We start from the raw sequence: 21,360 nt of genomic DNA, 5'->3' as shown, positions 1-21,360 counted from the left end.
GACAGCCACGCCAAACGGCGGCGACATCGAATCCTCAGTCGCCGGGCGACGGCCGTTCCTCGCCCGCGGATGATGAGCGATCGTCGAAGACGAGTTCGCCACCTAGCTGACTGTACAACTCCAGCTGGTCGTAGTAGATCCGATGAGTGATGATCTTGTCGTTGCCGACGGAGCAGGTGCTGGTGCCGCGAACGGCGACGGGACGGCCCGTTCCGTCCAGCACACCTCCGCCGGGCAGCATGACAGGCCCGTTGTGCGTGCCGGTGAGCATCCATTCGGTCACCGCGGGATCGGCGCAGAACACCGCGTGCCAGACCGTCATGCTCAGGTCCGGAAACCCTTTGAAGATCTCCTCGTAGAACGAGGCGATTTGGTCGTGTCCTTCCGCGGTGCCCGCCGGGGTCACCAGGACGCCGTCCCGGCTGTGGCACTGAAGAACACGATCCAGATCGTGGGTGTTGAAGGCCTCGAGCAGCTTGCCCTTGAGCGCGCGGGCGTCGCCCATGGTTATCCCCCCTTCGATTGGGGCCCTTCCTGCGACGGACACGCCGTCACGGCGGCCGGCCTTCTCTCGGCGCTGGCCGCCGTGATGGTGTGCGCACTCGCGTCGGTGGTCCGGGCGCCGCGTGTCAGTTGAGCTCGCCGGGATGGATGACGACCTTGGTCCAGCCGAGATCTCTCCGGTCGAAGTGCTCGTAGCCGTCCGGTGCGTCGTCCAGGTTCAGTTCATGCGAGACGACCCAGGACGGCCGGGCCTTTCCTTCGTGGATGAGCGTACGGAGCTGCCGGTTGTAGCGCTTCACGTTGCACTGGCCGTTGCCGATCATCTGGCCCTTGAACCAGAACATCCCGTAGTCGAAGGCGATCTCGCCCTGCTTGAAGAGATCGTCCGGGCTGCCGGGGTCCGACGGGATGAAGACGCCGACGACGCCGATGCTCCCGGTGAACTTGACCGATTTGACGAGGTTGTTGAGCGTCATGTTGGGGTGCTCGTGTCCCTGCGGGTCGTGCGCCTGGTAGCCCACGCACTCGCAGCCCCGGTCGGCGCCCAGGCCGTTGGTGAGTTCCATGACCTGATCGACCGGTGACGACTGGGAGTCGTCGATCGCGATCGCGCCGATCTCCTCGGCTTTGGCGAGCCGGTCGGGGTGGCGGTCGACGACCATCACCTTGCTCGCGCTCTTGAACGTGGCGGAGTAGGCGGCCATCAGCCCGACGGGTCCCGCTCCGTAGATCACGACCGAGTCGCCCGCCTCCACCTGGGCGAGTTGGGTCGCGTGCCAGCCGGTCGGCCAGATGTCGGCGAGCATCACGTAGTCGTTCTGCTTCTCCTTCGCGTCGTCGGGGAGGATGAGGCAGTTGAAGTCGCCGTACGGCACGCGCAACAACTCGGCCTGGCCGCCGTTGTAGGGCCCCATGTCCGCGAAGCCGTAGGCCGCTCCGGCCATGCCCGGCTCGGGATTGGTGGTGAGGCAGTAGGCCGTCAGGCCCTTTTCGCAGTTCACGCAGAAGCCGCACGAGATGTTGAACGGGATGCAGACCACGTCGCCGACGCGGACGTGGTCGACGGCCGGTCCGACCTCGACCACTTCGCCGAGGTTTTCGTGACCGAGGACGCGGCCCGTCTCGAAGTCGGTCCGGCCTTCGTACATATGCAGGTCCGACCCGCAGATGTTGGTCGTGGTGATGCGAACCAGGACATCGGTGGGCCGCTCTATGCGCGCGTCCGGGACTTCCTCGACGTTGACCTGTCGAGGTCCGTTGTACACGATTGCTTTCATGATTTCCCCGCATGCGGTTGATTGCGAAGGATCGCCTTACCCGTCAGCGACGGGGCGAGAGGTTCTACGCCGTACAGCAGGTCAACGGTTCGTTCCTCCTTCCTTGCTCGCTGCGGCCGCGCCCCTGGGAGGGCTCGGCGCCGGATTCACCGGGCGTCCGGGGCGGCCGTTCCGAGCTGATCGCCGAGGCCGTCCCGGTCGTCTCAGAGCAGCAGGTCGAAGACACGTATCGTGCGTTCCCACTGCTCGGTCGCGGGGTTTTTCACCTCCGGATCCACGATCTTGAAAGCCTGAGCCAGTGCCACTGACAGGCCGCCGACGATCTCGGGCAGGCGGTCGGCGGTCTCCTCGCCGACCGACAGGTCGAGCGGAGGCAGCGTGGCGAGCTGCTCCAGGATGGGTTTCAGCTCGATGTCCTCATCGAGGAGGCGGAACCGGTGGATGCTCTCCTGGAGGCCCTTGGTGACAGGTAGATCCCAGGGTTCGATGATGTCGCGACGGTTCGCCTTGGCGTGGGCCTGGCCGATCACCAGAAGGTCGTAGAGCTTGTCGTTCACGAAGCCGCTGTAGCGCCGGAGGTCGTCCTTGTCGACGTCGACACCTGCCGCGCTGCGGAAGAAGCGTTCGAATCTCGGCACCGCCATGACAGCCATGGAGGTCTCCTTCCTTCCGGCCTGGAATCACTCTCCAGTCTGCGAGCCGATGTTGGACGTCATGATGATCATGGTGTTGCGGAAGTCGACCGTACGGCCCGGGGCATCGGTGAGCCGCCCGGCGTCGAAGACGAGGACGGTTTCGCTGCGCTACTGAGAAGCCTCGGTCACGCGCCATCAGCCACAGCCAAAGATCAGCCCCCTACAGATCCAGTCAAAGGGCTCGGGTCGCTCCCCCGAAACCCCCAGATATCCATTTTTGGATCAAACAACAGAGGCGGCAGGTGAGGGCCGGCTCGGCCCTTGTCCGCGCGCGGGCGGCGGACAAGGGCCGAGCCCGCGAGCCCGTCGTTCCGGTAGGCGGTCAGCCACCGGTGCAAGGTCCGATCGTTCCGGCGGCCTCAAACAGCAGGGTCTTTTTCATCCGGCTCTCCCAGCAGGTCCGGTTTGAGCTGCTCCGACCAGGCGAGCTGCCCGGAGCCGAGGCCCTCCAGGACGCTCCGCACCCACTCCAGCTCCGCGTGCCGGAGTGCCCGCTCGCACTCCAGCTCCAGCATGAGCAGGCGAGGGATCCCGCTCTCCTGGAGACCCTTCATGTGCGCGTCACAGGAGAAGACCGCGCTCTCCAGCGCCGCCACGCGGGTCAGCAGCGCCCGCTCGACCTCCCGCACCGGCAGGCAGCCCATCAGCGACGTAAGCCGCACAAGATCCCGAAGGTTGCGTACGGCCCACGTAGCGGGGGTTCTCGGGGCGATGGTCGCAATCGACAACGAAGGTTTCACGTGAATCATTGACCCAGGCCCCCGCCGTGCCCTGCCCCGCCGGCCGATGCCACGGGCCCGGTTCCCCCGCTCATTCCCAGGAAGTTCCCAGGGCGTTCGCAGGGAGTTTCCGGGGGTAGGGGCGCAAGCTGGGCGGGCATGACACGCCGAAGCAGGCAGGACCTCGGCCGAGGTCCGGTCGTTGACGGCCGTTCGGACCAACGCGCCACGCTCTTTACCCACCGATGACCCGCGCCGCGAGAACGGTGCATATCCTGGGAGAAATCCTGATTCCTCGGCAAAGGGCTCCATGAGAAACCGCTTCGGTGTGGACTTCTTCGGAGAACGCGACAACTCATATGCGCCACGGGTCCCGACCATGTGATCACCGGTAAGTGATTACCGGCGGATCGGAATCCCATCGCCGATCGTGCTCATATCAGGTCTTCGGGCGTTTGGATTTCATGATGAATGCGAAAAGTTACATTTGCGATTGATCTCGGATGCCTTTCATCAAGGAACGCTATGATTTGTACCGTCCGAAGCGTCGCGGACATCGCAAGCTCCAGGGCTGTTCAGACCCTGCAGCACCGACGCGGTGGGGGTTGAGCGATCGCGACCGAGGTCAATACCTCGATGCCGCTCCGCCACCTTCACGTGTCTTCATGCGATACCTGCGAGGAGGTGACGATGACCGCGCTGCGGTTCACAACCAAGAGCCTGACCGGCTGCGTGCTGGTCACGGTCTCCGGTGAACTCGACATAGCCACCAAGCCGGAGCTCATCCACTATGTGAACAACATCATCAGTACTCGCGTCGGCATGGTCGTTCTCGATCTCAGCGGGATCACCTTCATCGACGCCCAGGGCCTGAGCGCGCTCATCATGGTCAAGCGTCAGGCTCAGCTGGTCCACACGGAACTGGTGCTTGCCGGAACGCCGCCCGTCGTCCTGTCGCTTCTCAGAATCACCCACCTGGACAAGCACTTCTGTGCGTTTCCTCAAATGGCGGCGGCGGATTACCTCCGGCTCGCCGACCATCGCCCCGAGCGGTCCACGGCGGAATCGAGCGAGAAACGACCCATGGCCGGACAGAGCAGGGTCTGAGCGGCGACGGATGGGGATATCTCATCGCCGCCGGCCGTGCTCACCCTGTCCGGACGGCGATTGAGACCCGCCGTGATGGCAGCGATTCCGTCAGGCCCGTAACGTCTTGATCACCGCATCTTGGTGATCAAGAGATCGGCGGAGACGTTGCGGCAGGATTCTCACATGGGACGTGATCTGGTAGAGCTGCGTGTCCGTGACGGAAACCTCGCCGACTCCGGATCCTGGATCTACGTCTGGATGCTCGAAGGCCATGTGATCTACGTGGGTACCACCGGCCTTCCTCCGGAGGTCAGGACCTGGCTCCATCTTCACGATCCAGATCCCGATATCGGCCGGGTGAGGGCCCGCTATCCGGGGATCGGGATCGACTCACTCGATGTGATCGCTTTCCGGCTACCGGAGTCCATGCCACGCCCGCACGCGAAGGTCGCGGTGATCGACCATCTCAGTGCCACGGGGTTGCTCTCCGAGCACTACGTGGGCGATCCACCGCAACATCGGCCTGTCGAGGACGAACTATCCTCCCTCCTCCTCCTGATCACCGGACGGATCGTTCGCTCCGAGGCCGGATGATCCGGGCTGATAAAGTAGAGACATGCATCGTCTGTCGTGTCTGAGCTGGTGGCGCTCCTCGTAGGAGCGGCCATCTCTCGCGCATGACCCCGGGCCGTTCGAATGGACGGCCCTTCTGCATTCCTGGATGCTTCCGCGTCTTCCCCGGATGAAGAGGACCGCCCTCAGAACGGCGGATCACCCAGCAGCCAGGAGACCCTTGTGAACACCAGCCTCGATGTTGAACAGCCCGTCCACGCCGCACGCCTTCCTCCTCCCTCCGACGTGCTGGGGGTGTCCACCGCCCAGCGCCGCACCGCTTCGCTGGAGGAGTCGATCCGCCGGGATCCCGGGCGGTTCCGCGTGCTCACCGGAGACCGTCCCACCGGCCCGCTGCACCTGGGCCACTACTTCGGCACCCTCCACAACCGGGTCCGCCTGCAGAACCTCGGTGTGGAGATGTTCCTGGTCATCGCCGACTACCAGGTCCTCACCGACCGGGACGTCGCCGATCACCTCACCGAGCACGTCGAGGGCCTGATGCTGGACTATCTGGCCATCGGCATCGACCCCGACCGGAGCACGATCTTCGCTCACAGCGCGATTCCCGCTCTCAACCAGCTGCTCCTGCCCTTCCTCAGCCTGGTCTCGGTCGCGGAGCTGAGCCGCAACCCCACCGTCAAGGACGAGATCGCCCACTCCCGGCAGTCCTCCGTCAGCGGGCTCATGTTCACCTACCCCGCCCACCAGGCGGCCGACATCCTGTTCTGCAAGGCCAACCTCGTCCCGGTCGGCCAGGACCAGCTGCCCCACCTGGAACTCACCCGTACCATCGCCCGCCGCTTCAACGACCGCTACGGCACCGACGCGGCGGTGTTCCCCGAGCCCGACGCCCTGCTGTCCGCCGCGCCGCTGCTGCTGGGCACCGACGGCACCAAGATGAGCAAGAGCCGCGGCAACGCCATCGCCCTGGCCGCGAGCGCCGATGAGACCGCCAAGCTGATCCGGGGCGCCAAGACCGATGCCGACCGGCACATCACCTACGATCCGGCCGCCCGGGCCGAGGTCTCCAGCCTCGTCCTGCTGGCCGCGCTCTGCCTGAACCGCGACCCCCGTCTGGTCGCCGAGGACATCGGCGCGGGAGGAGCGGCCGCCCTGAAGAGGACCGTCACCGAGGCCGTCAACGAACACCTGGCCCCGATCCGGGAACGCCGCGCCCGGTACGCCCAAGAGCGCGCCTACATCCGACAGGTCCTACGCGACGGCATCGAACGCGCCAACGCCATCGCCGAGACCACCCTCAAAGAGGTACGAACCGCCATGAACGCCCTCTACTAGCACCGACCCCGGTGGCGCTCTCCACGGGAGGGCGCCACCGCAGACCGGCGGCCCTTCTCAGCCGCCGCCGAAGGGCCTCCGCCGTGGAGAGCGCCACCGCATCCCGCCAGCGGGACCGCCGCTCTCGCCCAGGCTCGGGGACACAGCCGTATCACAGGGTGAATAGGCGGATAATCCTCAGTTACCACCTAAGGGATTAGTGTTGCTTTTGCTACGCTCGATGAGTGCTTCATTTCCGACGCAGGCCCACGTCAGGCGGACCGTCGTCCTTACGGGTGCGTGTGGTATCAGAGACCACTTTCACCATACGTGGCCACGGGGTGCACACCGCCTATGAGGAGTGCCTCCAGGCGACCAGTGGAATGCCCGACGTAGAGCAGGTTTCAGGCCTTCGGGCGTATGGCAGATCTGTCATTCTTCACGTGCACACGATGGGCCCCGTAATGGTGCTTCGGATGCTGACCCATCGGGGTCCGCGACTGATCACCGCTCACGTCACGCCGGCATCGCTTATCGGAAACATTCTTGGAGCCGATTACTTCCCCGGATTCGCCCGCTGGTACATGAAGGTCGTCTATAACCTGGCGGATCTCGTCCTGTCGGTCAGCCAGGCCACGACGGCGGAGCTTGAGGAGATCGGCGTCCGGCGCCGGATCCATCTCACGGTCAACGCCATCGACGAACGGCAGATCCAACTGCTTTCCCACCAGAGAGTCAGCCTGCGCCAGGAGTTCGGCTGGGGCGACGAACTGGTCGTTCTCGGCGTCGGCCAAATACAGTCGCGAAAGGGCATAGAAGAATTCGTCGAGTGCGCCAGGAGGCTCCCGCACCTGCGGTTCGTCTGGGTGGGCGGAATGCCCTTCGGCGTACTGTCTGACAGGCGGAGCGAGCTCACGCATCTCTGCGAGAACGCACCGGAAAACGTCAGATTCACCGGACTGCTTCCCCGGGAAAAGGTCTTCGAATATTACGCGGCCTCCGACGTCTTCTTTCTCCCGTCCAAACACGAGACCTTCGGACTGGCAACCCTGGAGGCCGCCACCGCCGGCCTGCCCCTGATCCTCAGCGACCTGGATTGTTATCAGAACTGGCTCCAGGATGCGTATGTGCACGGCGAGACGGTAACGGACTACGTTGAGATGATCCGGAGCATGGAGAGCGAGGCACAGCGGGCGAAGTGGGGAGAGCAGGCATCGGAGGTGGCTGCGCGATACGGAACCCAGATGCTCACGCACGGTCTCCGTGAGGCCTACTCCCTCGCCTCCCGGCGCTCTCTCTCATCGCAGAAATCCTGAGGTGAATCGTCAGCCGAGGTCGCACCCGTGCTGTGCCGCGGAGCGGACGGCGCTCCACTACCCTCACCTGAGTTGATCTGTTTTCGGGGGCGAAGACAGAAAGGGTCACATGGCTCAGGTACCGCAGGCGGAGACGGCATCATCGGCGACGGCGGCTCTCCGCTTCGGCGCGGTTCTGGCCGCGGCGGGACCGGTGATCCTGATGGCTCTCGAGATCGGCGGGGAAAGCACCGTATGGGTCTGCTCCGGAACTTTTTCCGGTTCCCACGCCCTGGAGAGCGCGTCGCGGGAGCTGCTGTTCTGGGCCGAACTCCTGTTACCGGTCGTCCTGGCCGGCCTCGTCCTGCGCGCGCCGCGCCGGGCCACTCTCACGGCCGCCCTGGCGATCGGCTCCGTGCTCGCGCTCGGGCTGTTCACAGCGATCTTCCTACCCGGCACCGACCCGTGCGGCGTGCGGGAGCTTCCCGTCGTGCTGCCCTGGCTTCTGATCGCCTGCTACCCGGTGGCCGCGGTGTCACTGGCCCTGGCGGCCCGGTCACCGCTGTCACGCACGGAGCGTGGAGGCGCTCTCTGGATGCTCGCCGTCGCCGCCGCGGCGTGGACGGCGATCACCTGCCGCCTTCCGACGATGACCTGGAGCTTTCCGACAGCGACCGATGTCCTGACCCCCGGCCTCCGCTATGGGGCTCCGGAGTCGTTCTGGGACGCCTTTAACGCATGGGTCTCCGGAGCCGACGCGATCGGCCTGCCGATCGTGATCGTCGCACTGGCCGCGGCGGCGAAGGGCGCCTCCGCCCGGTGGGGGCGGCCGGCCGGTGCCGGAGCCGGGGCGCTCCTTCTCGTCTTCGCCCTGCTTGATGCCGTCGTGCGGTTCAGCCCCTACGAGGGTGATTTTCAGGAACATCCCCTCGGCCTGGTCAGATGGCCCCTGCTCCTTGCGGCCGCTCTCGTCGTGGCAGCCACCTGGAGCCGCCGAGAGCCGCTCTCCGTGACCGGGGTCGTTCGCTCGCTGCGGAGCAGGATCCCGGGACGGCCGAAGGACCTCGCCGTACTGGTCGTGATCGTGGTCGCGGCCGTCTGGCTCGTCATCTCCTCCTTCGAGCCGGCCTCGCCGTGACACCCGGCGGCACCCTCGCCTCTCGTCGCGGAGCCGGCAGGCGACAGCGCCGCGGAAATCGCCGAGGACCTGACGAAGACCGAGGGGAGCACGTACGATCGCGCGCTGCGGGCATCTCCCGATTTCCACGTTCTTTCCCCTGTGAAACAGGAGATCAGAGCACACCATCAAGCACAAGCCCATAAAACCCCAATGGGACTCATCGCTGCGAGTCCATGGTGATCTCGATCAATCTCGCAGGAAGTCGAACCTCTCCGTATAACGCCCCCCTTGCCCCTGTCGATTTTCTGGCAAGGTATCTGGGATCACCACCCCCCGATCAAGGACGGAACGATGACCAACCCCTACCAGAACCAGGATCCGCAGTACGGCGCCAACCCCTACCAGGCGCAGGATCCGCAGTATGGGGCCAACCCCTACCAGGCCCAGGACCCGCAGTACGGGGCCGGCCCCTATCAGAGCCAGGAACCGCAGTACGGCGCCAATCCCTACCAGACTCAGGATCCACAGCAGGGCTACGGAAACTACGGACAGCAGCCCTCACAGCCCACCTACCAGCAGCAGATGTACCAGCAGCCCAAGACCACGGGAAACGGGTTCTTCGCCCGCCTTTTCGATCTGAGCTTCGACCACTATGTGACGACGAGCGTCATCAAGGTCATCTTTATCGTCATCGTGGTGCTCCAGGGGCTCTCGGCGCTCTCCTTTGTGGCCTCCGCCTTCGTCGCGAGCACGACGGCCGGCATCATCACGTTCTTGGTCGCACCGATCGTCTGGTTCTTCGCCGTCCTCCTCACCCGCGTATGGATGGAACTGCTGATCGTCATCTTCAAGATCAAGGAAGACCTGGGAGCAATCCGCGCCCGCGGCGAAATCTGAGGTGTCCCGTTTCTTCAGGGGGATCGGAATCACCGGACGGAGACCGCGTCCCGGCCCGCATGATCACGGAGGCGAGGCTGTCAGGCACCGCGTCGATCCACGGACCCGGATCCACCGGCACCCGTCTCGATGGGATGGCGATCCGACGTGGTTGTGCCGCACCACCGCCCGGTCATGGGCGGACGATCCCGGCGATCATCTCCAGCTGGTCGAGCTGCGTGTCGAGGTCCGGGGCCGCGATACGGCAGACCACGTGCTCCGTGCCCGCCTCCGCGTAACGGGTCAGCGTGGCGACCACCTGCTCGGCAGAGCCGGCGACCATCGCCTGGATCTTCCGCACCCTCTCGTACGGCAGGCCGTACGTGGTCCGGCAGTAGGCGTCGAGCTCCCGTCCGCCCCGCTCCGCGTCGTCGGTGACCAGCACCGTGAGGAACAACGCCGGGGTGATCGCGCCGGCGGAGCGCCCCGCCTCCCTCGCGGTGCGCCGTACCGTCTGGAGGCCCGCGCGGTAGTCGGCGGGGTCGGGCGGGTAGGGCATCCACCCGTCGTAGAGCCGCCCGGTGCGCCCCAGCGCCGACTCGCTCCCCCCGCCCAGCCAGATCGGTGGCCCGCCGGGCCGGTAGGACGGCGTGGATTCGGGCAGCTCGTCGAAGCGCAGCGTCTTGCCGTGGAACGCCCGCTCGCCCGCCCACAAGGCCCGCCACAGGGCGACCGTGTCGTCCAGCCGCCCGAAGCGGCGCTCCCACGGCACCTCTGACAGCGCGTACTCGACCTCCGACCGGCCGGGGAAACCCGCGCCCACGGTGACGACCAGCCGCCCGCCCGACAGGTGATCGATGGAGGCCAGCTCCTGCGCGGCCATGATCGGGCGGCGGAAGGCTGGCAGCAGCGCCGCGGTGCCGAGCGTGACGCGTTCGGTCATCGGCGAGAGCGCGGCGAGCATGGCCAGCGGCTCGACGCGCGCGCCGAGCAGGGTGTCATTGACCCAGACCGAGTCGTAGCCGAGCCGCTCGGCGCGAACGCCGAAGTCGACCAACCGGCGGGCGTCGTTCCACTGGCTGTGGTTGGTGGGGAGCAGAACCCCCAGTCGCGTGTTCATGGGACGGATCGTGCTCCCGCCCGTGAATACCGACAATTCCCTCGACGGAATAGACGGACCCCGCAGACTGGGAGTGTGGACTTCTCTCAGACCCTGCGCGCGAACCGGCATCGCCGCCACCTCAGCCAGCTCGATCTCGCCCTGCGCGCGGGCACGACACAGCGTCACCTCAGCTTCATGGAGAGCGGACGCTCCCGGCCCGGCCGGACCATGGTGGTACGGCTGGGCGAGTCGATGGAACTGCCGCTCAGGGAACGCAACGAGCTCCTGCTCGCGGCCGGTTACGCCCCCGTCTACCCGCAGACCCCGCTCGACGATCCGAGCCTGGAGCACGTACGCACCGCGCTGGGGCACATCCTGACCGGGCACCTGCCCTACCCCGCGATCGTCGTGGACGCGGAGCATGAGCTGGTGCTCGCCAACGACGCGTTCTCCCTGCTCACCGAGGGTGTCGCGGAGCACCTCCTGCGCCCGCCGGTCAACGTGCTGCGCCTCTCCCTGCACCCGGAGGGCCTGGCGGCGCGGATCGCCAACCTGTCGCAGTGGGCGCAGCACATCTTCGACCGCATCCCACGCGGCGACCTCTACGACGAGCTGTCCGGCTACGTGCCGCACGTCGCGCCGGGGCCCGACCACGTCGGTTTCGCCGTGCCCGTACGGCTGCGCTCGGCCCGCGGCGAGCTGCGGCTGACGACCACGATCACGACGTTCGCGACCGCGACCGACGTGACCGTGGCGGAGCTGAGGCTGGAGGCGTTCCTGCCCGCCGACGCGGCCACGGCGGCGCTACTGGCCGAATGACACCCCGAGCGGCTCGATCGGGACCGGCCTGCCGGATCCCGGGGAATCGCAACCGACCTGCCGGACGCCGGGAACCGCAGCCGATCTACCGGATCCCAGGAACCGTGACCGACCTGCCGGATCCCAGGGACCACGACCGATCTACCGGATCCCGGAAACCGCGACCGACCTACTGGATCCCGGGGAATCACGACCGATCTACCGAATTCCAGGGACCGCAGCCGACCTACCGGATCCCAGGGACCGCGACCGACCTACCGGATCCCGGGAAACGCGGCCAATCCGGTCGGACGCCGGAAACAACGGCCGATCCATCGGGCACCGGGAGGATCGCGGCCGGTCTCTGTCAGATACCGGGGAACATGTAGTCGGTGGCGATGTGGCCGTTCTCGTCGAGGATGAGGGTCTCTCGCCCGCCGCCCGCCACCTCGCCGCCATCGGTGGGCACCATCTCCCAGGTGAACGTGACGACGTTGTGGAGACGGACGGCGTTGTCCTGCGGCCGGAAGACGAACCGCCCCGGGGCGACGAACTCCTCGTAGGAGTGGATCACCCGGACTTCGAGCGCGTCGTACCCGTGAGCTTCGAGGGTGGTGGAGCCGAAGCCCAGTCCCGCGGCGATCTCCCGGATCTCCTGGGGCGGCTGAAGGACGTGGGAACCGCCCTCGGCCCACAGCTCCCGGATGGCCTTGCGACGTAGCTCGGCGTCCGGCTCGTTCCAGAGGGCGACATAGCGGGCGGCCAGGTCCTGGGCATGGATATCGGTCACTGCTTCTCCTTGGCTGATGTGTCGGCGTCTCTCCCGAATCTTGCGAGAAGGACCGCGGGGCAACAATTCCTCCAAGGGAATGACCGACCGTCACGCGGCCGCGTCGGCGGGTGTCAGCGGGATGGCGGGAAAGAGCGGTCCGGCCCCCGACGGCCGGGCCGATGAGTCTGGCCATGTCCCCATATGGACAATCTGTCGGGCGGAGAGGCGATCGACCGCTCAGCCGCCCGTGCGGTCGCCGCCATCGAGAACCGAACCGACCGACGATCGAGAGTTGATCTTTACGGGCACGGTGATCGACCTACGCGGGCTACGCCATGGTCGCCGTCATCGCGGACCAGACTGGCCGACGGTCATAGGGTGATCTTGGCGGACGCTCGGAGAGTAACGACGCCCATGGCTTTCCATGCCCAAAAAGTATTGTTTGTCCAAGAACTGACCGGTAGAAAAGATCTCATGACTACTCTCGGCGCTGTGTTCAGGCCCCAGCTGCCCCCCGAACGGCTACGCGACGTGGCCCAGGCGGCGGACAAGGCGGGCCTGGAACAACTATGGCTCTGGGAGGACTGCTTCCTGGAAAGCGGCATCGCCAGCGCGGCCGCGGCCCTGGCCTGGACGGAACGGCTGCACATCGGCGTCGGCCTGCTCCCCGTGCCCCTGCGGAACGTCGCACTGACGGCGATGGAGGCCGCCACCCTGCACCGCCTGTTCCCGGATCGGGTCCTTCTGGGCATCGGTCACGGCGTCCAGGAATGGATGGCACAGGTCGGTGCGCAGGCGGAGTCGCCGATGACACTGCTGCGTGAGCACCTCACCGCACTGCGGGCGCTGCTGCGGAGCGAGCGGGTCACCACGGACGGCCGTTACGTGAAGCTCGACGACGTCGCCCTCGACTGGCCGCCGGCGACGGCGCCCGCGGTGTTCTCCGGGGCGGTCGGGCCGCGCTCGTTGCGGCTGAGCGGCGAGGCCGCGGACGGAACCATCCTCGTCGCCGGCACTCCGCCCGAGAAGGTGCGGCGGGCCCGCGAGCTCATCGACGAGGGGCGCGCGGCGGGTGGACGCACCGACCACCACGAGGTGATCGCCTATCTCCACGCGGCGACCGGACCTGACGGAGCCGCGCGCCTGGCGGCCGAGCTCGAGCGCTGGGGCGACGCCTCGATAGAGGACATCGGGGCCACCGGGAGCGCGGACGCGGTCGCGGAGGCCGTCCTGCGACTGGCGAACGCCGGAGCGGACACCGTGATCCTCCAGCCCACAGCCGACGAACCGGATCCCGAGGGCTTCGTACGGTTCGTGGCCGACGAGGTCCGGCCGCTCGTCCCCTGAGGGGCGAGCCGTCCGGATAGCCGACGGCACAGCGGGCGAGCCGCCCGGATGACCGACGACGCGGTGCGATGAGCCGCCGGGTGACCGACGACGCGGCGCGGTGAGACGGGTCCGCCCGCCTGCGCGGGACGGAAGGTTCAGCGCTCAGAGGGCGGGACGGAAGGTTCGGCGGTCAGAAGAGGGTCAGCGGCTCGGTCGGCATGGGCTCGGGCAGTGGCTCGATCTCGGGCAGCCGGGCCCGTACGTCGTCGTGAAACCGGCGGGCGAGCATCAGCGCGTCGGCATTGTCGGGAGTATGGATGAACACGGTCGGCGAGCGGCCTTCGCGCAGCCATTCGGTGACCACGCCGATCCATTGCTGCCAGCCCTCGACCGTGCGCGCCGTGTCGTCCCGGCCGAGGTAGCGAACGATCGGACGGTCGGTGAGGGCGGACGCCCGGTGCGGCATGCGCGGTTTTTTCATCCACGCGTCTCGTTCGGCGTCGCTGGTCGGAGGACTCTGGAAGAGCGCGGTGGTGTCGAACGGGATCCACTCGGCGTCGGCGCCGGCGAGGACCCTTTCGAGAAGCCGTCCGGATCGCGCGTCATCGAAGAACGCGCGGTGGCGGACCTCGACGGCGTATCTGTGCGAGCGGGGAAGCCGGCGAAGAAAGCCCGCCAGGGTGCCGAGGTCGGTCGGAGCGAACGATCCCGGCAGTTGGATCCAGAGTGCGTGGGCTCGCGGTCCGAGTGGCTCGATCGCCTCCAGAAACGATCGGAGTTCCTCGTCGGTGTCGGTAAGGCGACGCTCGTGCGTGATCGGCTTGGGCAGCTTGACCACGAAGCGGAAGGCGGGGTCGGTCTGCCGCGCCCACGACTCCACCGTGCTTCTCGTCGGTGTCGCGTAGAACGTCGTATTGCCCTCCACCGCGTTGCACCAGGTCGCATAGGCCCGCAGGCGCTCCCCGGGAGGGAGCGGATGGGGCAGAAAGCGCCTCTGCCATGGCGCGTGAGTCCACATCGCGCATCCCACATGAAGCCGCATGGCTCCGACGCTATCCAAGGTCGGCAGGAGAAAATACCGAGCTCGCCCTGAGCCGACCAGCCGCACCTGCCTGTGCGGAGCAGCCCGTACCCATCTCAGCCCTTGGCAACATTTGAGAGGAGTGGCGCCGGCCGACGGAAGTATCGGCCGGATCGCCCTCGGACGCGAAGCGCGTCACACCACCTCCAGGGATCAGAAGGAGTGGCGGTAGTAGTTGCCCCAGTCGAAGTCGCGGGAGTTGCCCTCGCCGATGCGGGTGCGGAAGCCGTCGAAGCCGCTGTTGCGGCTGTAGCTGAACTTCCACTCGCTCCTGCCGCCGGTGAAGAACCGGCGGTTGTGCCAGCCGTTGTTGTCGTGCCAGCTGAAGTCGACGTAGGTGTTCTGGCGGTCCCGGTCGTGATCCCGGGCCTCGATGTCGAAGTAGTAGCGGCCGTTCGAGTAGTACCAGTAGCCGCGGTATTCCGAGCGGTCGCCGCGGGACTCGCCCCGGCCGAAGCTGGAGGAGCCGGAGAACCAGTGCTTGGTGTACTGGGCCTGGGCGACCGAGGCCGTACCGGCGGTGGAGGCGGTGGCGGCCTGGGCGGGAGCCGCGGCGATGCCGGCCGCGAGGGCTCCGGCCAGGGCGGTGCCGACCAGGACGCTACGAAGCTTGCTCATGAGGGGGAATTCCTTCTGGTGAGGACGCTCGGGTGAGTGTGTGGTGCTGGTGTCCGGTGAGCTTTGTGATGGCCGCTCGTTCCGGACAGCACTGACATTAGGCAGGCACAACGTCCCGTTCTGCGTACAAACGCACGCTCAGCGCCGAGCGTGCACTACGACACACAAACAACCCGTCTCCTGAGAACAACAGCCGGGTGTCACGCGTTAGACCACTTGCCCAAGCGGGCATTTCGGTAGACCACCCCACCCCCGACAGATGGGATGTTCTTCAATGAAGGTGGCAGTCCTCTTAGCAGGGTTCTTTGCCGTGCTCGTGGGAGCCTCGACCGCCACTGCGGCCGAGGCCGGATCCAGGGCCGGTGCGGCCCCTGCCTCTGTCTCTACCTCCGTGAGCAAGACCTCTGTGAGCAAGACCTCTGCAAGCAAGCCCGCCTATCCCGCTGAATTCTCTCTTCCGGACGGTTTCCAGCCGGAAGGGATCGCCATCGGCCCGGGCTCGGCCGCGTACTTCGGCTCGCGCCTGACCGGCGCGATCTACCGAGTCGACCTGCGCACGGGCCGGGGCCGGATCATCGATCCGGGGCCGGGCACTCCGTCACTCGGCCTCAAGGTCGACGAGCGCGGCCGGCTGTTCGTCGCCGGCGGCACCGGCGGCAACGCCCGCGTGATCGACACCCGGAGCGGCAAGGTGCTCGCGAGCTACCAGCTCGCCACCGGCACCTCGTTCGTCAATGACGTCGTGCTCACCCGCGACGCGGCGTACTTCACCGACTCGGCCAACCCCGTGCTGTACAAGCTGCCGTTCGGGCGCGGGGGAACGTTGCCGAAAGAGGCGGTGAAGGTGCCGCTCAGCGGGGACATCGTCTACACGACCGGCAACAACGCCAACGGCATCGCCCCGACCCCCGACCGCAAGGCCCTGCTCGTCGTCCAGTCCAACACCGGCAAGCTGTTCCGCGTCAACCCCTCGACCGGCGTCGCCACCCTGGTGGACATCGGCACCGAGTCCCTGGTCAACGGTGACGGCCTGCTGCTGGAGGGCCGCACCCTCTACGTCGTGCAGAACCGCCTGAACACCCTGACGTCCCTCTCCTTGAACCGCGACGCCACCTCCGGGAAGGTGGTCCGCAAACTCGTGGACGGTCGCTTCGACGTCCCCACCACCATCGCCCCCTTCCGCGACCGCCTCTACCTCCCCAACGCCCGCTTCACCACGACCCCCACCCCGACGACCACGTACAACGTGGTGGCCGTCAAGCGTCACTGATCGTTCTTTCATGATTGGCGTGCCCGCCGCGGCGGGCACGCTCCTTCACACGGTCGCCGCTGTCCGGCTGCCGGAGGGGATGCGTGATGCGATCCGTTCGCGGGCGTGGGAGCACTTGGTCATGTCCCCGTCCGAATCGCTTGACTTCATGTGCACATTAACCTTCACCCTGACCGTATGAGCAATCAGGCTGAGACGGTCAGCCCACCAGCAATCACCGATGACCGCACGATTCAGGGAAACGACCACGGATCGGCACCTGCGGCCTCAGCCGTCACGCGGGTGGCCAGCGCGGCAGGCCACTCCTCTCCCGGCCGCCGGGGCCTGCGGGAGCCTCGCCACAAGGCCTCCGCACCGGTCCAGGTGAGCGGTTCGCGGATGGCCGATCAGGCCCGTACCCCCGGTTTTCCACAGGTGGAGCACCTTCTGGAGTGCGCGGCGGCCACCCGATGAGTACGGCGGGCGCCAGGCCGATACGGCGCATCCTGGACCGAGTCCTCGTGTCCGGCACGGTGGAGGACGTCGTGCCCGTCGCACGGCATATGCGCCGGATCAGGATCGGCGGAGCGTCCCTGCGCGACCTTGACTGGACTCCCGGTCAGCACGTTCGGCTGCAGGTCGGCGATCTGCTCTCGCCCCAGATCTGGTTACGAGGTTTCCGCGACCTGCTCCGCACCTACTCGATATGGGACTACGACCCTCGCGGGTCCCTCGACCTGTGCATCCTCGACCACGCGGAAGCGGGTCCCGGAGCCCTCTGGTCAAGGCAGGCGAGCATCGGCCGGCATGTGGCGTTCACCCGGCCGGAAGGCCGGTTCGTGCCACGCGGCGATGCGCCGTACCACCTCTTCGTGGGAGACGAGACAGCCGAGGTCGCCTTCGGCGCCATGCTCCGCGCCCTGCCCGGCTCGGCCCGCGCGTACGGGGCAGTCGCCGTCGGCGGCCCCGACGACCGGCTGCCGCTGTCCCGGTCGGACGAGCTGACCTGGGTGTATCGGGACAGCGCATCCCCGGCGGATACGGACCTGCTCGTCCACGCCGTCCGCTCGCTCGCTCTGCCCGACCATCCGGGTGTGGCCTACGTCGCCGGACAGGCGCGCACGTGCCAGGCCGTACGCGAGCATCTCGTCCGCGAGCGCGGCTGGCCACGCGACGCCGTTCTGGTCAAAGCGTTCTGGGCACCCGGAAAACGGGGCCTGGACTGACGGGCCTGGACCGACGCGGCCCGGCTCGGAGCCGGGCCGCGTCATCATGGGACGTCAGCCGGCGTGGTAGGCCCGGATGATCGTCTGTTCGATACCGCTACCGCCGCCGCCTGCGGCCTTCACCCGCAGCGAGACGGCCTGCCCGGCCGTGGTCGCCGGAAGGTCGGCCCGGTAGCCGTCCCCGTCGGAGCGGACCCGGGCCGAACGCCAGGTGGCGCCGTCGTCGGTCGAGGTCCACACCTGGAACGAGGTGACCCGCTGGGCCGGTACGCCCTTCGCCTGCCGGACGCTGAAGTCGGCCGTCCCACCCGTCGGGTGGTTGGCGGCGTCCAGCGGCAGCGCGTAGTCGACCGAGAGGAGCGGCAACGGGACACTCGAGGTGTCGCTCGGGCCGGCCGACCGGAACGTCCACGAGGTGCTGACCCGGGTCGAGATCGGCAGGATCAGGCTCGTCTCGACGTCGAAGTCCAGGCGGTAGTCCGCCGCCTTCTCGGGCACGGTGAAGTCGGCGCGCGAGGCGGCTCCCTCACCGACGAGCTTCCCGTCCCGGTAGAGCGACAGCTTGCGGTTGACGCCGATCGAGCCGCCCGCGAGGCAGTCGGCCCGCTGGTGCTGGTCGGTGAGCAGGACCAGGTCCACGCTCAGGTTGCCGCGGGTCCTGGCCGGTGCCGAGACACAGCCGTACCCCGCGCCGGCCGGGTCGTCGTACCAGTCGGAGTGCAGCGGTTGCCGCGCCCAGGTCTTGGCCTGCCTGCTGCCGGGCTGGTAGTCACGGGCGCCCTCCTGGGCGAGCAGCCCGCCGTAGATCCCCTCGTCCTGCCAGATGAACCCGGGGGAGACGTAGTCGGTGCGGGACACCGGCAGGTCGTACGTGCGGTGCTGAGTGAGGTACACCCCGTCGGGGGTGTAGCCGTAGCGCCGCAGCGAGGTGACCATCCCGGGCGAGTCCATCTGGCTGAACCGCTGGTCGATCCGGGCGAGTTTGGCCCGCTCGGCCGTCGTCACCCGGTAGCTCGGGTCGGCCGGGACGGCGTTGCCGAAATCGCGGACCAGGTCGTAGAGGTACGGGCTGGCCGTGTTGTCGGGTGACTCCAGGCCGAATCCCGCGTACGCCCGGAGGCTCCCGATCCCGGGACGCTTCATCGGCGCCACCGAGATGCTCGCCGACTCGCCCCAGCCGGAGACGAAGTCGTACCAGGTCAGACCGTTTCGCGAGGTCTGCAGGTAGGTGAAGTCGACGGTGTTGCTCTTGGTGGCGACCCCGTCGATCGAGGCGGTCACCGGCTTGGCCGTCGCGGGGTCCAGCTTCATGGTGCTGTCGGCGGTGACGCTGACATCCGAGTCGCCGACGAAGGTCCCCTGCTGCTTGCTGGTGAAGGGGTCGTAGGCGCCGTACGCGCCGGTCACCGCGTAGCGGCCGACGGGGACCCGCAGCGTGACGGTGTCGCCGGGGACGGCGAACGCGCCGCCGCCGTAGACCATCGGGTCGTCGAGGTTGGTCACCAGCACGTTGACCCAGTCCGATGCGTCGGGCGACATCGGCGGCATCTTGACGGTGCTGACGGTCAGGTCGTAACTCTGCGGCTCGACGTAGAAGGTCACCGGGGTGCTCGACGCGAACTTCCCGTTGGAGGTGCGGGCGGTGACGACAGCGGTGTACAGGCCGGGCTTCCCGGCCAGGGCCGAGCGGTCGACCCGCAGGGTCGAGCCGGCGGAGTCGCCGCGCCTCAGCCTGATCCGGGTCTCCGACAGCGACGCGACGCCGCGCCGTGCGGGCGCCCCCGAGTGGCCGATGACCGCGACGTCGAGGTCGAGGTTGACGGTCGCCGAGGTCGGCTCGCCGGTCCAGCTCAGCTTCGCCTCGCTGGTTCCCGACTGTGGGTAGTCGAACGTGCCGAGGGCGACCACCGGCTGGTCGCTGACCGGGCCGGAGAGCGCCCGGACCGCGTTGAGCCGGCCCGCGCCGACGGCGTACGGGTCCGCACCGGGCAGCGGGTCGGCGGCGCCGACGAGCGCGGCCTTGAGCCGGTCCGCCTTCCAGTCGGGGTGCCGCTGGGCGAGGAGTGCGGCGGTGCCCGCGGCGTGCGGGGCGGCCATCGAGGTGCCGGAGGAGAAGACGTAGTACTTGTCGACGGGTGAGCCCAGCGTCGTGCCGGCGGCCCGCGCGGCGACGATGTCGACGCCCGGTGCGACCAGTTCCGGCTTGGCCGCGCGGGTGTTGATCAGCGGCCCCCGGCTGGAGAAGTCCGCGAGCCGGTCGGCGCCGTCGACGGCGCCGACCGTCAGCGCGGCGGTGGCGGAGCCGGGCGACGCGATCGCGCCACCGCTGTTGCCCGCGGCGATGACAAAGAGCGCGCCGGTCTGCTTGGTCAGCGCGTCGACGGCGAGCGAGAGCGGGTCGGTCCCGTCACTCGGATCCGACTCGCCGAGGCTCATGTTGATCACGTCGGCCCGGGACGCGGCCCACTCCATGCCGGAGATGATCTGCGAGTCCGAGCCGGAGCCGGAGTCGTCGAGGACCTTGCCGATGAGCAGGCGGGCGTTCGGCGCGACACCGCGGCGCTCGCCGTGCGAGGCGGATCCGTTGCCGGCGATGGTCGCGGCGACGTGGGTGCCGTGGCCGAAGTGGTCCACGGCGTCGCCCCCCTCGACGGTGAAGTCGGCCCGGTCGGCGACCTGACCGGCCAGGTCCGGGTGGGTGAAGTCGGCGCCGCTGTCGAGCACGGCGACCCGGGTGCCCTTGCCGGTGTAGCCGTCGTCCCAGGCCTTCGGCGCGGAGATCTGACCCAGGTTGTGGTCGAGGTCGGTGTTGTTGAGCGCGGTGGCCCGGACCTTACGGTCGAGCCAGACCTTCGCGGCCCCCGCGAGCAGGGAGTCCGTGGCCATCTTCGCGGTGGCCACGCTCTTCTTGGGGATGTGTCCGGCCACCGAGCCGATACTCGGCAGCTGCCGCACGTCTCCGAGGGCCGTCACTCGTGCGCTCGCCGTGGACTGCACGATGACCGGCAGTTCCGGAGTGCTGGCGTCGTCGTAGCCGTCGTGGATCAGCGCGGTGACGTCAAAGAGTGCCGGGTCGAGGACCGAGCCGACCTGCGCCGCGACGCGAGCGGGGATGACCCGCACGTGCCCGTCGGGACCGCAGGTCTGCCGGATCACCCCGCTCCGTTCGGCCGGTTGCACCGTGACCCTGGGACAGCCGGACTCGGTGGTCTTCACGGTCACCACGTCGCCCGTCAACAGGGTGACGGTGTACGTCTTCCCTGCGCTGGGAGCACCCACATCGGCCATCGCCGGTTGGCTCGGCACGGCGTTGAACACCATGGCTGTCATGGCGAGGGCTGGCACCCACCACGTTCTTTTGAACATCTTGTCCCTTACATGGGCATTTGACTGCATATATGCACTAGCGGGCAAGATCGTAGTAACTCGGGTTGAAAGTTGGAACTCCACCAGGTTGCCTTTGTGCCTCGACGCCATAACCGCCACCGCGGCCGCCGAGGCACGCACCCGGGCGTCGACGCGGGCGTCCGCCGAGCGCAGTGACCGGCCGAGGGCCTACCGGCTGCCGCCGTACGCGCCGGAGCTCGATCGAGACCAGAGAGTGTGGGCCAACCTCACGGTGGGCCGGGCGATCCGGCCGTCAGCTGCGTCGCTGGTGAGCGCAGTTCCCGGAAGCGTCCGCGATGTGGCCGCGCAGACCCGTTCGGGGCCAAGTCGAGA

Annotated in this window: 19 protein-coding genes and 1 pseudogene; 10 read left to right on the top strand and 10 right to left on the bottom strand. The window is 67.6% G+C overall.

The annotated features are described in order from the left end of the window. Positions 1-34: 34 nt before the first annotated feature. From DKM19_RS47330 to DKM19_RS47310, 5 genes and pseudogenes are all read right to left on the bottom strand, one after another. Positions 35-505, bottom strand: coding sequence for an ester cyclase (locus tag DKM19_RS47330; protein WP_110705105.1), 471 nt, complete (start codon positions 503-505; stop codon positions 35-37). Positions 506-629: 124 nt separating this feature from the next. Then, a complete protein-coding gene (locus DKM19_RS47325) occupies positions 630-1,781 on the bottom strand; it encodes a glutathione-independent formaldehyde dehydrogenase (RefSeq protein WP_110705104.1) in 1,152 nt (383 codons plus the stop codon). A 203-nt stretch (positions 1,782-1,984) separates the two neighbouring features. Beyond that, entirely contained in the window at positions 1,985-2,434 is a 450-nt protein-coding gene (locus DKM19_RS47320) for a DUF1931 family protein (protein WP_110705103.1), read from the bottom strand. Positions 2,435-2,473: 39 nt separating this feature from the next. Next, a pseudogene (locus tag DKM19_RS53205) lies at positions 2,474-2,566 on the bottom strand (AAA family ATPase); the annotation flags it as partial. 269 nt (positions 2,567-2,835) lie between these two features. After that, positions 2,836-3,138: a hypothetical protein gene (locus tag DKM19_RS47310; RefSeq protein WP_204358556.1), complete on the bottom strand. Its 303-nt coding sequence runs from the start codon at positions 3,136-3,138 to the stop codon at positions 2,836-2,838. 747 nt (positions 3,139-3,885) lie between these two features. Here DKM19_RS47310 and DKM19_RS47305 point away from each other — a divergent pair. From DKM19_RS47305 to DKM19_RS47280, 6 genes are all read left to right on the top strand, one after another. Beyond that, positions 3,886-4,302: an STAS domain-containing protein gene (locus DKM19_RS47305; protein ID WP_162642307.1), complete on the top strand. Its 417-nt coding sequence runs from the start codon at positions 3,886-3,888 to the stop codon at positions 4,300-4,302. A 165-nt stretch (positions 4,303-4,467) separates the two neighbouring features. Then, the gene (locus DKM19_RS47300) at positions 4,468-4,878 is read left to right on the top strand and encodes a hypothetical protein (protein ID WP_110705101.1); all 411 of its coding nucleotides are present in this window, start codon (positions 4,468-4,470) and stop codon (positions 4,876-4,878) included. 267 nt (positions 4,879-5,145) lie between these two features. Next, positions 5,146-6,195: a tryptophan--tRNA ligase gene (gene trpS, locus DKM19_RS47295; protein WP_369990808.1), complete on the top strand. Its 1,050-nt coding sequence runs from the start codon at positions 5,146-5,148 to the stop codon at positions 6,193-6,195. A 320-nt stretch (positions 6,196-6,515) separates the two neighbouring features. Further along, complete coding sequence (locus tag DKM19_RS47290) at positions 6,516-7,490, top strand: glycosyltransferase (protein WP_162642305.1); 975 nt, start codon at positions 6,516-6,518, stop codon at positions 7,488-7,490. Between the two features lie 109 nt (positions 7,491-7,599). After that, on the top strand, positions 7,600-8,607 hold the full coding sequence (locus tag DKM19_RS47285) for a hypothetical protein (protein WP_110705098.1): 1,008 nt from the start codon (positions 7,600-7,602) through the stop codon (positions 8,605-8,607). Between the two features lie 333 nt (positions 8,608-8,940). Next, positions 8,941-9,486 carry a DUF4282 domain-containing protein gene (locus DKM19_RS47280; RefSeq protein ID WP_162642304.1) on the top strand — a complete coding sequence of 182 codons (546 nt, stop codon included), beginning with the start codon at positions 8,941-8,943 and terminating at the stop codon, positions 9,484-9,486. A 172-nt stretch (positions 9,487-9,658) separates the two neighbouring features. On the opposite strand, the gene DKM19_RS47275 is transcribed toward DKM19_RS47280, so the two are convergent. Next, on the bottom strand, positions 9,659-10,585 hold the full coding sequence (locus DKM19_RS47275) for an LLM class flavin-dependent oxidoreductase (RefSeq protein WP_110705096.1): 927 nt from the start codon (positions 10,583-10,585) through the stop codon (positions 9,659-9,661). Positions 10,586-10,660: 75 nt separating this feature from the next. Between DKM19_RS47275 and DKM19_RS47270 the strand changes: the two genes are divergently transcribed. Further along, positions 10,661-11,386 carry a helix-turn-helix domain-containing protein gene (locus tag DKM19_RS47270; protein ID WP_110705095.1) on the top strand — a complete coding sequence of 242 codons (726 nt, stop codon included), beginning with the start codon at positions 10,661-10,663 and terminating at the stop codon, positions 11,384-11,386. A 346-nt stretch (positions 11,387-11,732) separates the two neighbouring features. Here the strand turns inward: DKM19_RS47270 and DKM19_RS47265 are convergent, their stop codons facing one another. Continuing rightward, positions 11,733-12,155, bottom strand: coding sequence for a hypothetical protein (locus tag DKM19_RS47265; RefSeq protein WP_110705094.1), 423 nt, complete (start codon positions 12,153-12,155; stop codon positions 11,733-11,735). A gap of 456 nt (positions 12,156-12,611) precedes the next feature. Here DKM19_RS47265 and DKM19_RS47260 point away from each other — a divergent pair, with 456 nt between their 5' ends. Continuing rightward, positions 12,612-13,484, top strand: coding sequence for an LLM class flavin-dependent oxidoreductase (locus DKM19_RS47260; RefSeq protein ID WP_110705093.1), 873 nt, complete (start codon positions 12,612-12,614; stop codon positions 13,482-13,484). A 172-nt stretch (positions 13,485-13,656) separates the two neighbouring features. On the opposite strand, the gene DKM19_RS47255 is transcribed toward DKM19_RS47260, so the two are convergent. Together DKM19_RS47255 and DKM19_RS47250 are read right to left on the bottom strand one after the other, a co-directional pair. Beyond that, the gene (locus DKM19_RS47255; RefSeq protein ID WP_204358555.1) at positions 13,657-14,484 is read right to left on the bottom strand and encodes a DUF72 domain-containing protein; all 828 of its coding nucleotides are present in this window, start codon (positions 14,482-14,484) and stop codon (positions 13,657-13,659) included. Positions 14,485-14,700: 216 nt separating this feature from the next. Next, positions 14,701-15,165 (bottom strand): hypothetical protein, encoded by a 465-nt coding sequence (locus DKM19_RS47250; RefSeq protein WP_110705091.1) that lies wholly within the window; start codon positions 15,163-15,165, stop codon positions 14,701-14,703. Between the two features lie 406 nt (positions 15,166-15,571). On the opposite strand from DKM19_RS47250, the gene DKM19_RS47245 reads away from it, so the two are divergent. Together DKM19_RS47245 and DKM19_RS47240 are read left to right on the top strand one after the other, a co-directional pair. Next, positions 15,572-16,435 (top strand): superoxide dismutase, encoded by an 864-nt coding sequence (locus DKM19_RS47245; protein WP_239513978.1) that lies wholly within the window; start codon positions 15,572-15,574, stop codon positions 16,433-16,435. A gap of 449 nt (positions 16,436-16,884) precedes the next feature. Next, positions 16,885-17,640 carry a siderophore-interacting protein gene (locus tag DKM19_RS47240; RefSeq protein ID WP_110706495.1) on the top strand — a complete coding sequence of 252 codons (756 nt, stop codon included), beginning with the start codon at positions 16,885-16,887 and terminating at the stop codon, positions 17,638-17,640. 54 nt (positions 17,641-17,694) lie between these two features. On the opposite strand, the gene DKM19_RS47235 is transcribed toward DKM19_RS47240, so the two are convergent. Continuing rightward, on the bottom strand, positions 17,695-20,985 hold the full coding sequence (locus DKM19_RS47235) for a S8 family serine peptidase (RefSeq protein ID WP_204358554.1): 3,291 nt from the start codon (positions 20,983-20,985) through the stop codon (positions 17,695-17,697). Positions 20,986-21,360: the final 375 nt, after the last annotated feature.

The sequence above is a fragment of the Streptosporangium sp. 'caverna' genome, from assembly GCF_003203775.1.
Classification (GTDB): Bacteria; Actinomycetota; Actinomycetes; order Streptosporangiales; family Streptosporangiaceae; genus Streptosporangium; species Streptosporangium subroseum.
Note: the sequence above shows the minus strand (reverse complement) of the source record. Positions and strands in the feature narration are given on the sequence as shown.

Bases quoted from the DNA above. Each gene is read 5' to 3' on its own strand.
- DKM19_RS47330 (WP_110705105.1), bottom strand. From the start codon at position 505: ATGGGCGACGCCCGCGCGCTCAAGGGCAAGCTGCTCGAGGCCTTCAAC.
- DKM19_RS47325 (WP_110705104.1), bottom strand. From the start codon at position 1,781: ATGAAAGCAATCGTGTACAACGGACCTCGACAGGTCAACGTCGAGGAA.
- DKM19_RS47320 (WP_110705103.1), bottom strand. From the start codon at position 2,434: ATGGCTGTCATGGCGGTGCCGAGATTCGAACGCTTCTTCCGCAGCGCG.
- DKM19_RS47305 (WP_162642307.1), top strand. From the start codon at position 3,886: ATGACCGCGCTGCGGTTCACAACCAAGAGCCTGACCGGCTGCGTGCTG.
- DKM19_RS47300 (WP_110705101.1), top strand. From the start codon at position 4,468: ATGGGACGTGATCTGGTAGAGCTGCGTGTCCGTGACGGAAACCTCGCC.
- DKM19_RS47285 (WP_110705098.1), top strand. From the start codon at position 7,600: ATGGCTCAGGTACCGCAGGCGGAGACGGCATCATCGGCGACGGCGGCT.
- DKM19_RS47280 (WP_162642304.1), top strand. From the start codon at position 8,941: ATGACCAACCCCTACCAGAACCAGGATCCGCAGTACGGCGCCAACCCC.
- DKM19_RS47275 (WP_110705096.1), bottom strand. From the start codon at position 10,585: ATGAACACGCGACTGGGGGTTCTGCTCCCCACCAACCACAGCCAGTGG.
- DKM19_RS47260 (WP_110705093.1), top strand. From the start codon at position 12,612: ATGACTACTCTCGGCGCTGTGTTCAGGCCCCAGCTGCCCCCCGAACGG.
- DKM19_RS47255 (WP_204358555.1), bottom strand. From the start codon at position 14,484: ATGTGGACTCACGCGCCATGGCAGAGGCGCTTTCTGCCCCATCCGCTC.
- DKM19_RS47250 (WP_110705091.1), bottom strand. From the start codon at position 15,165: ATGAGCAAGCTTCGTAGCGTCCTGGTCGGCACCGCCCTGGCCGGAGCC.
- DKM19_RS47240 (WP_110706495.1), top strand. From the start codon at position 16,885: ATGAGTACGGCGGGCGCCAGGCCGATACGGCGCATCCTGGACCGAGTC.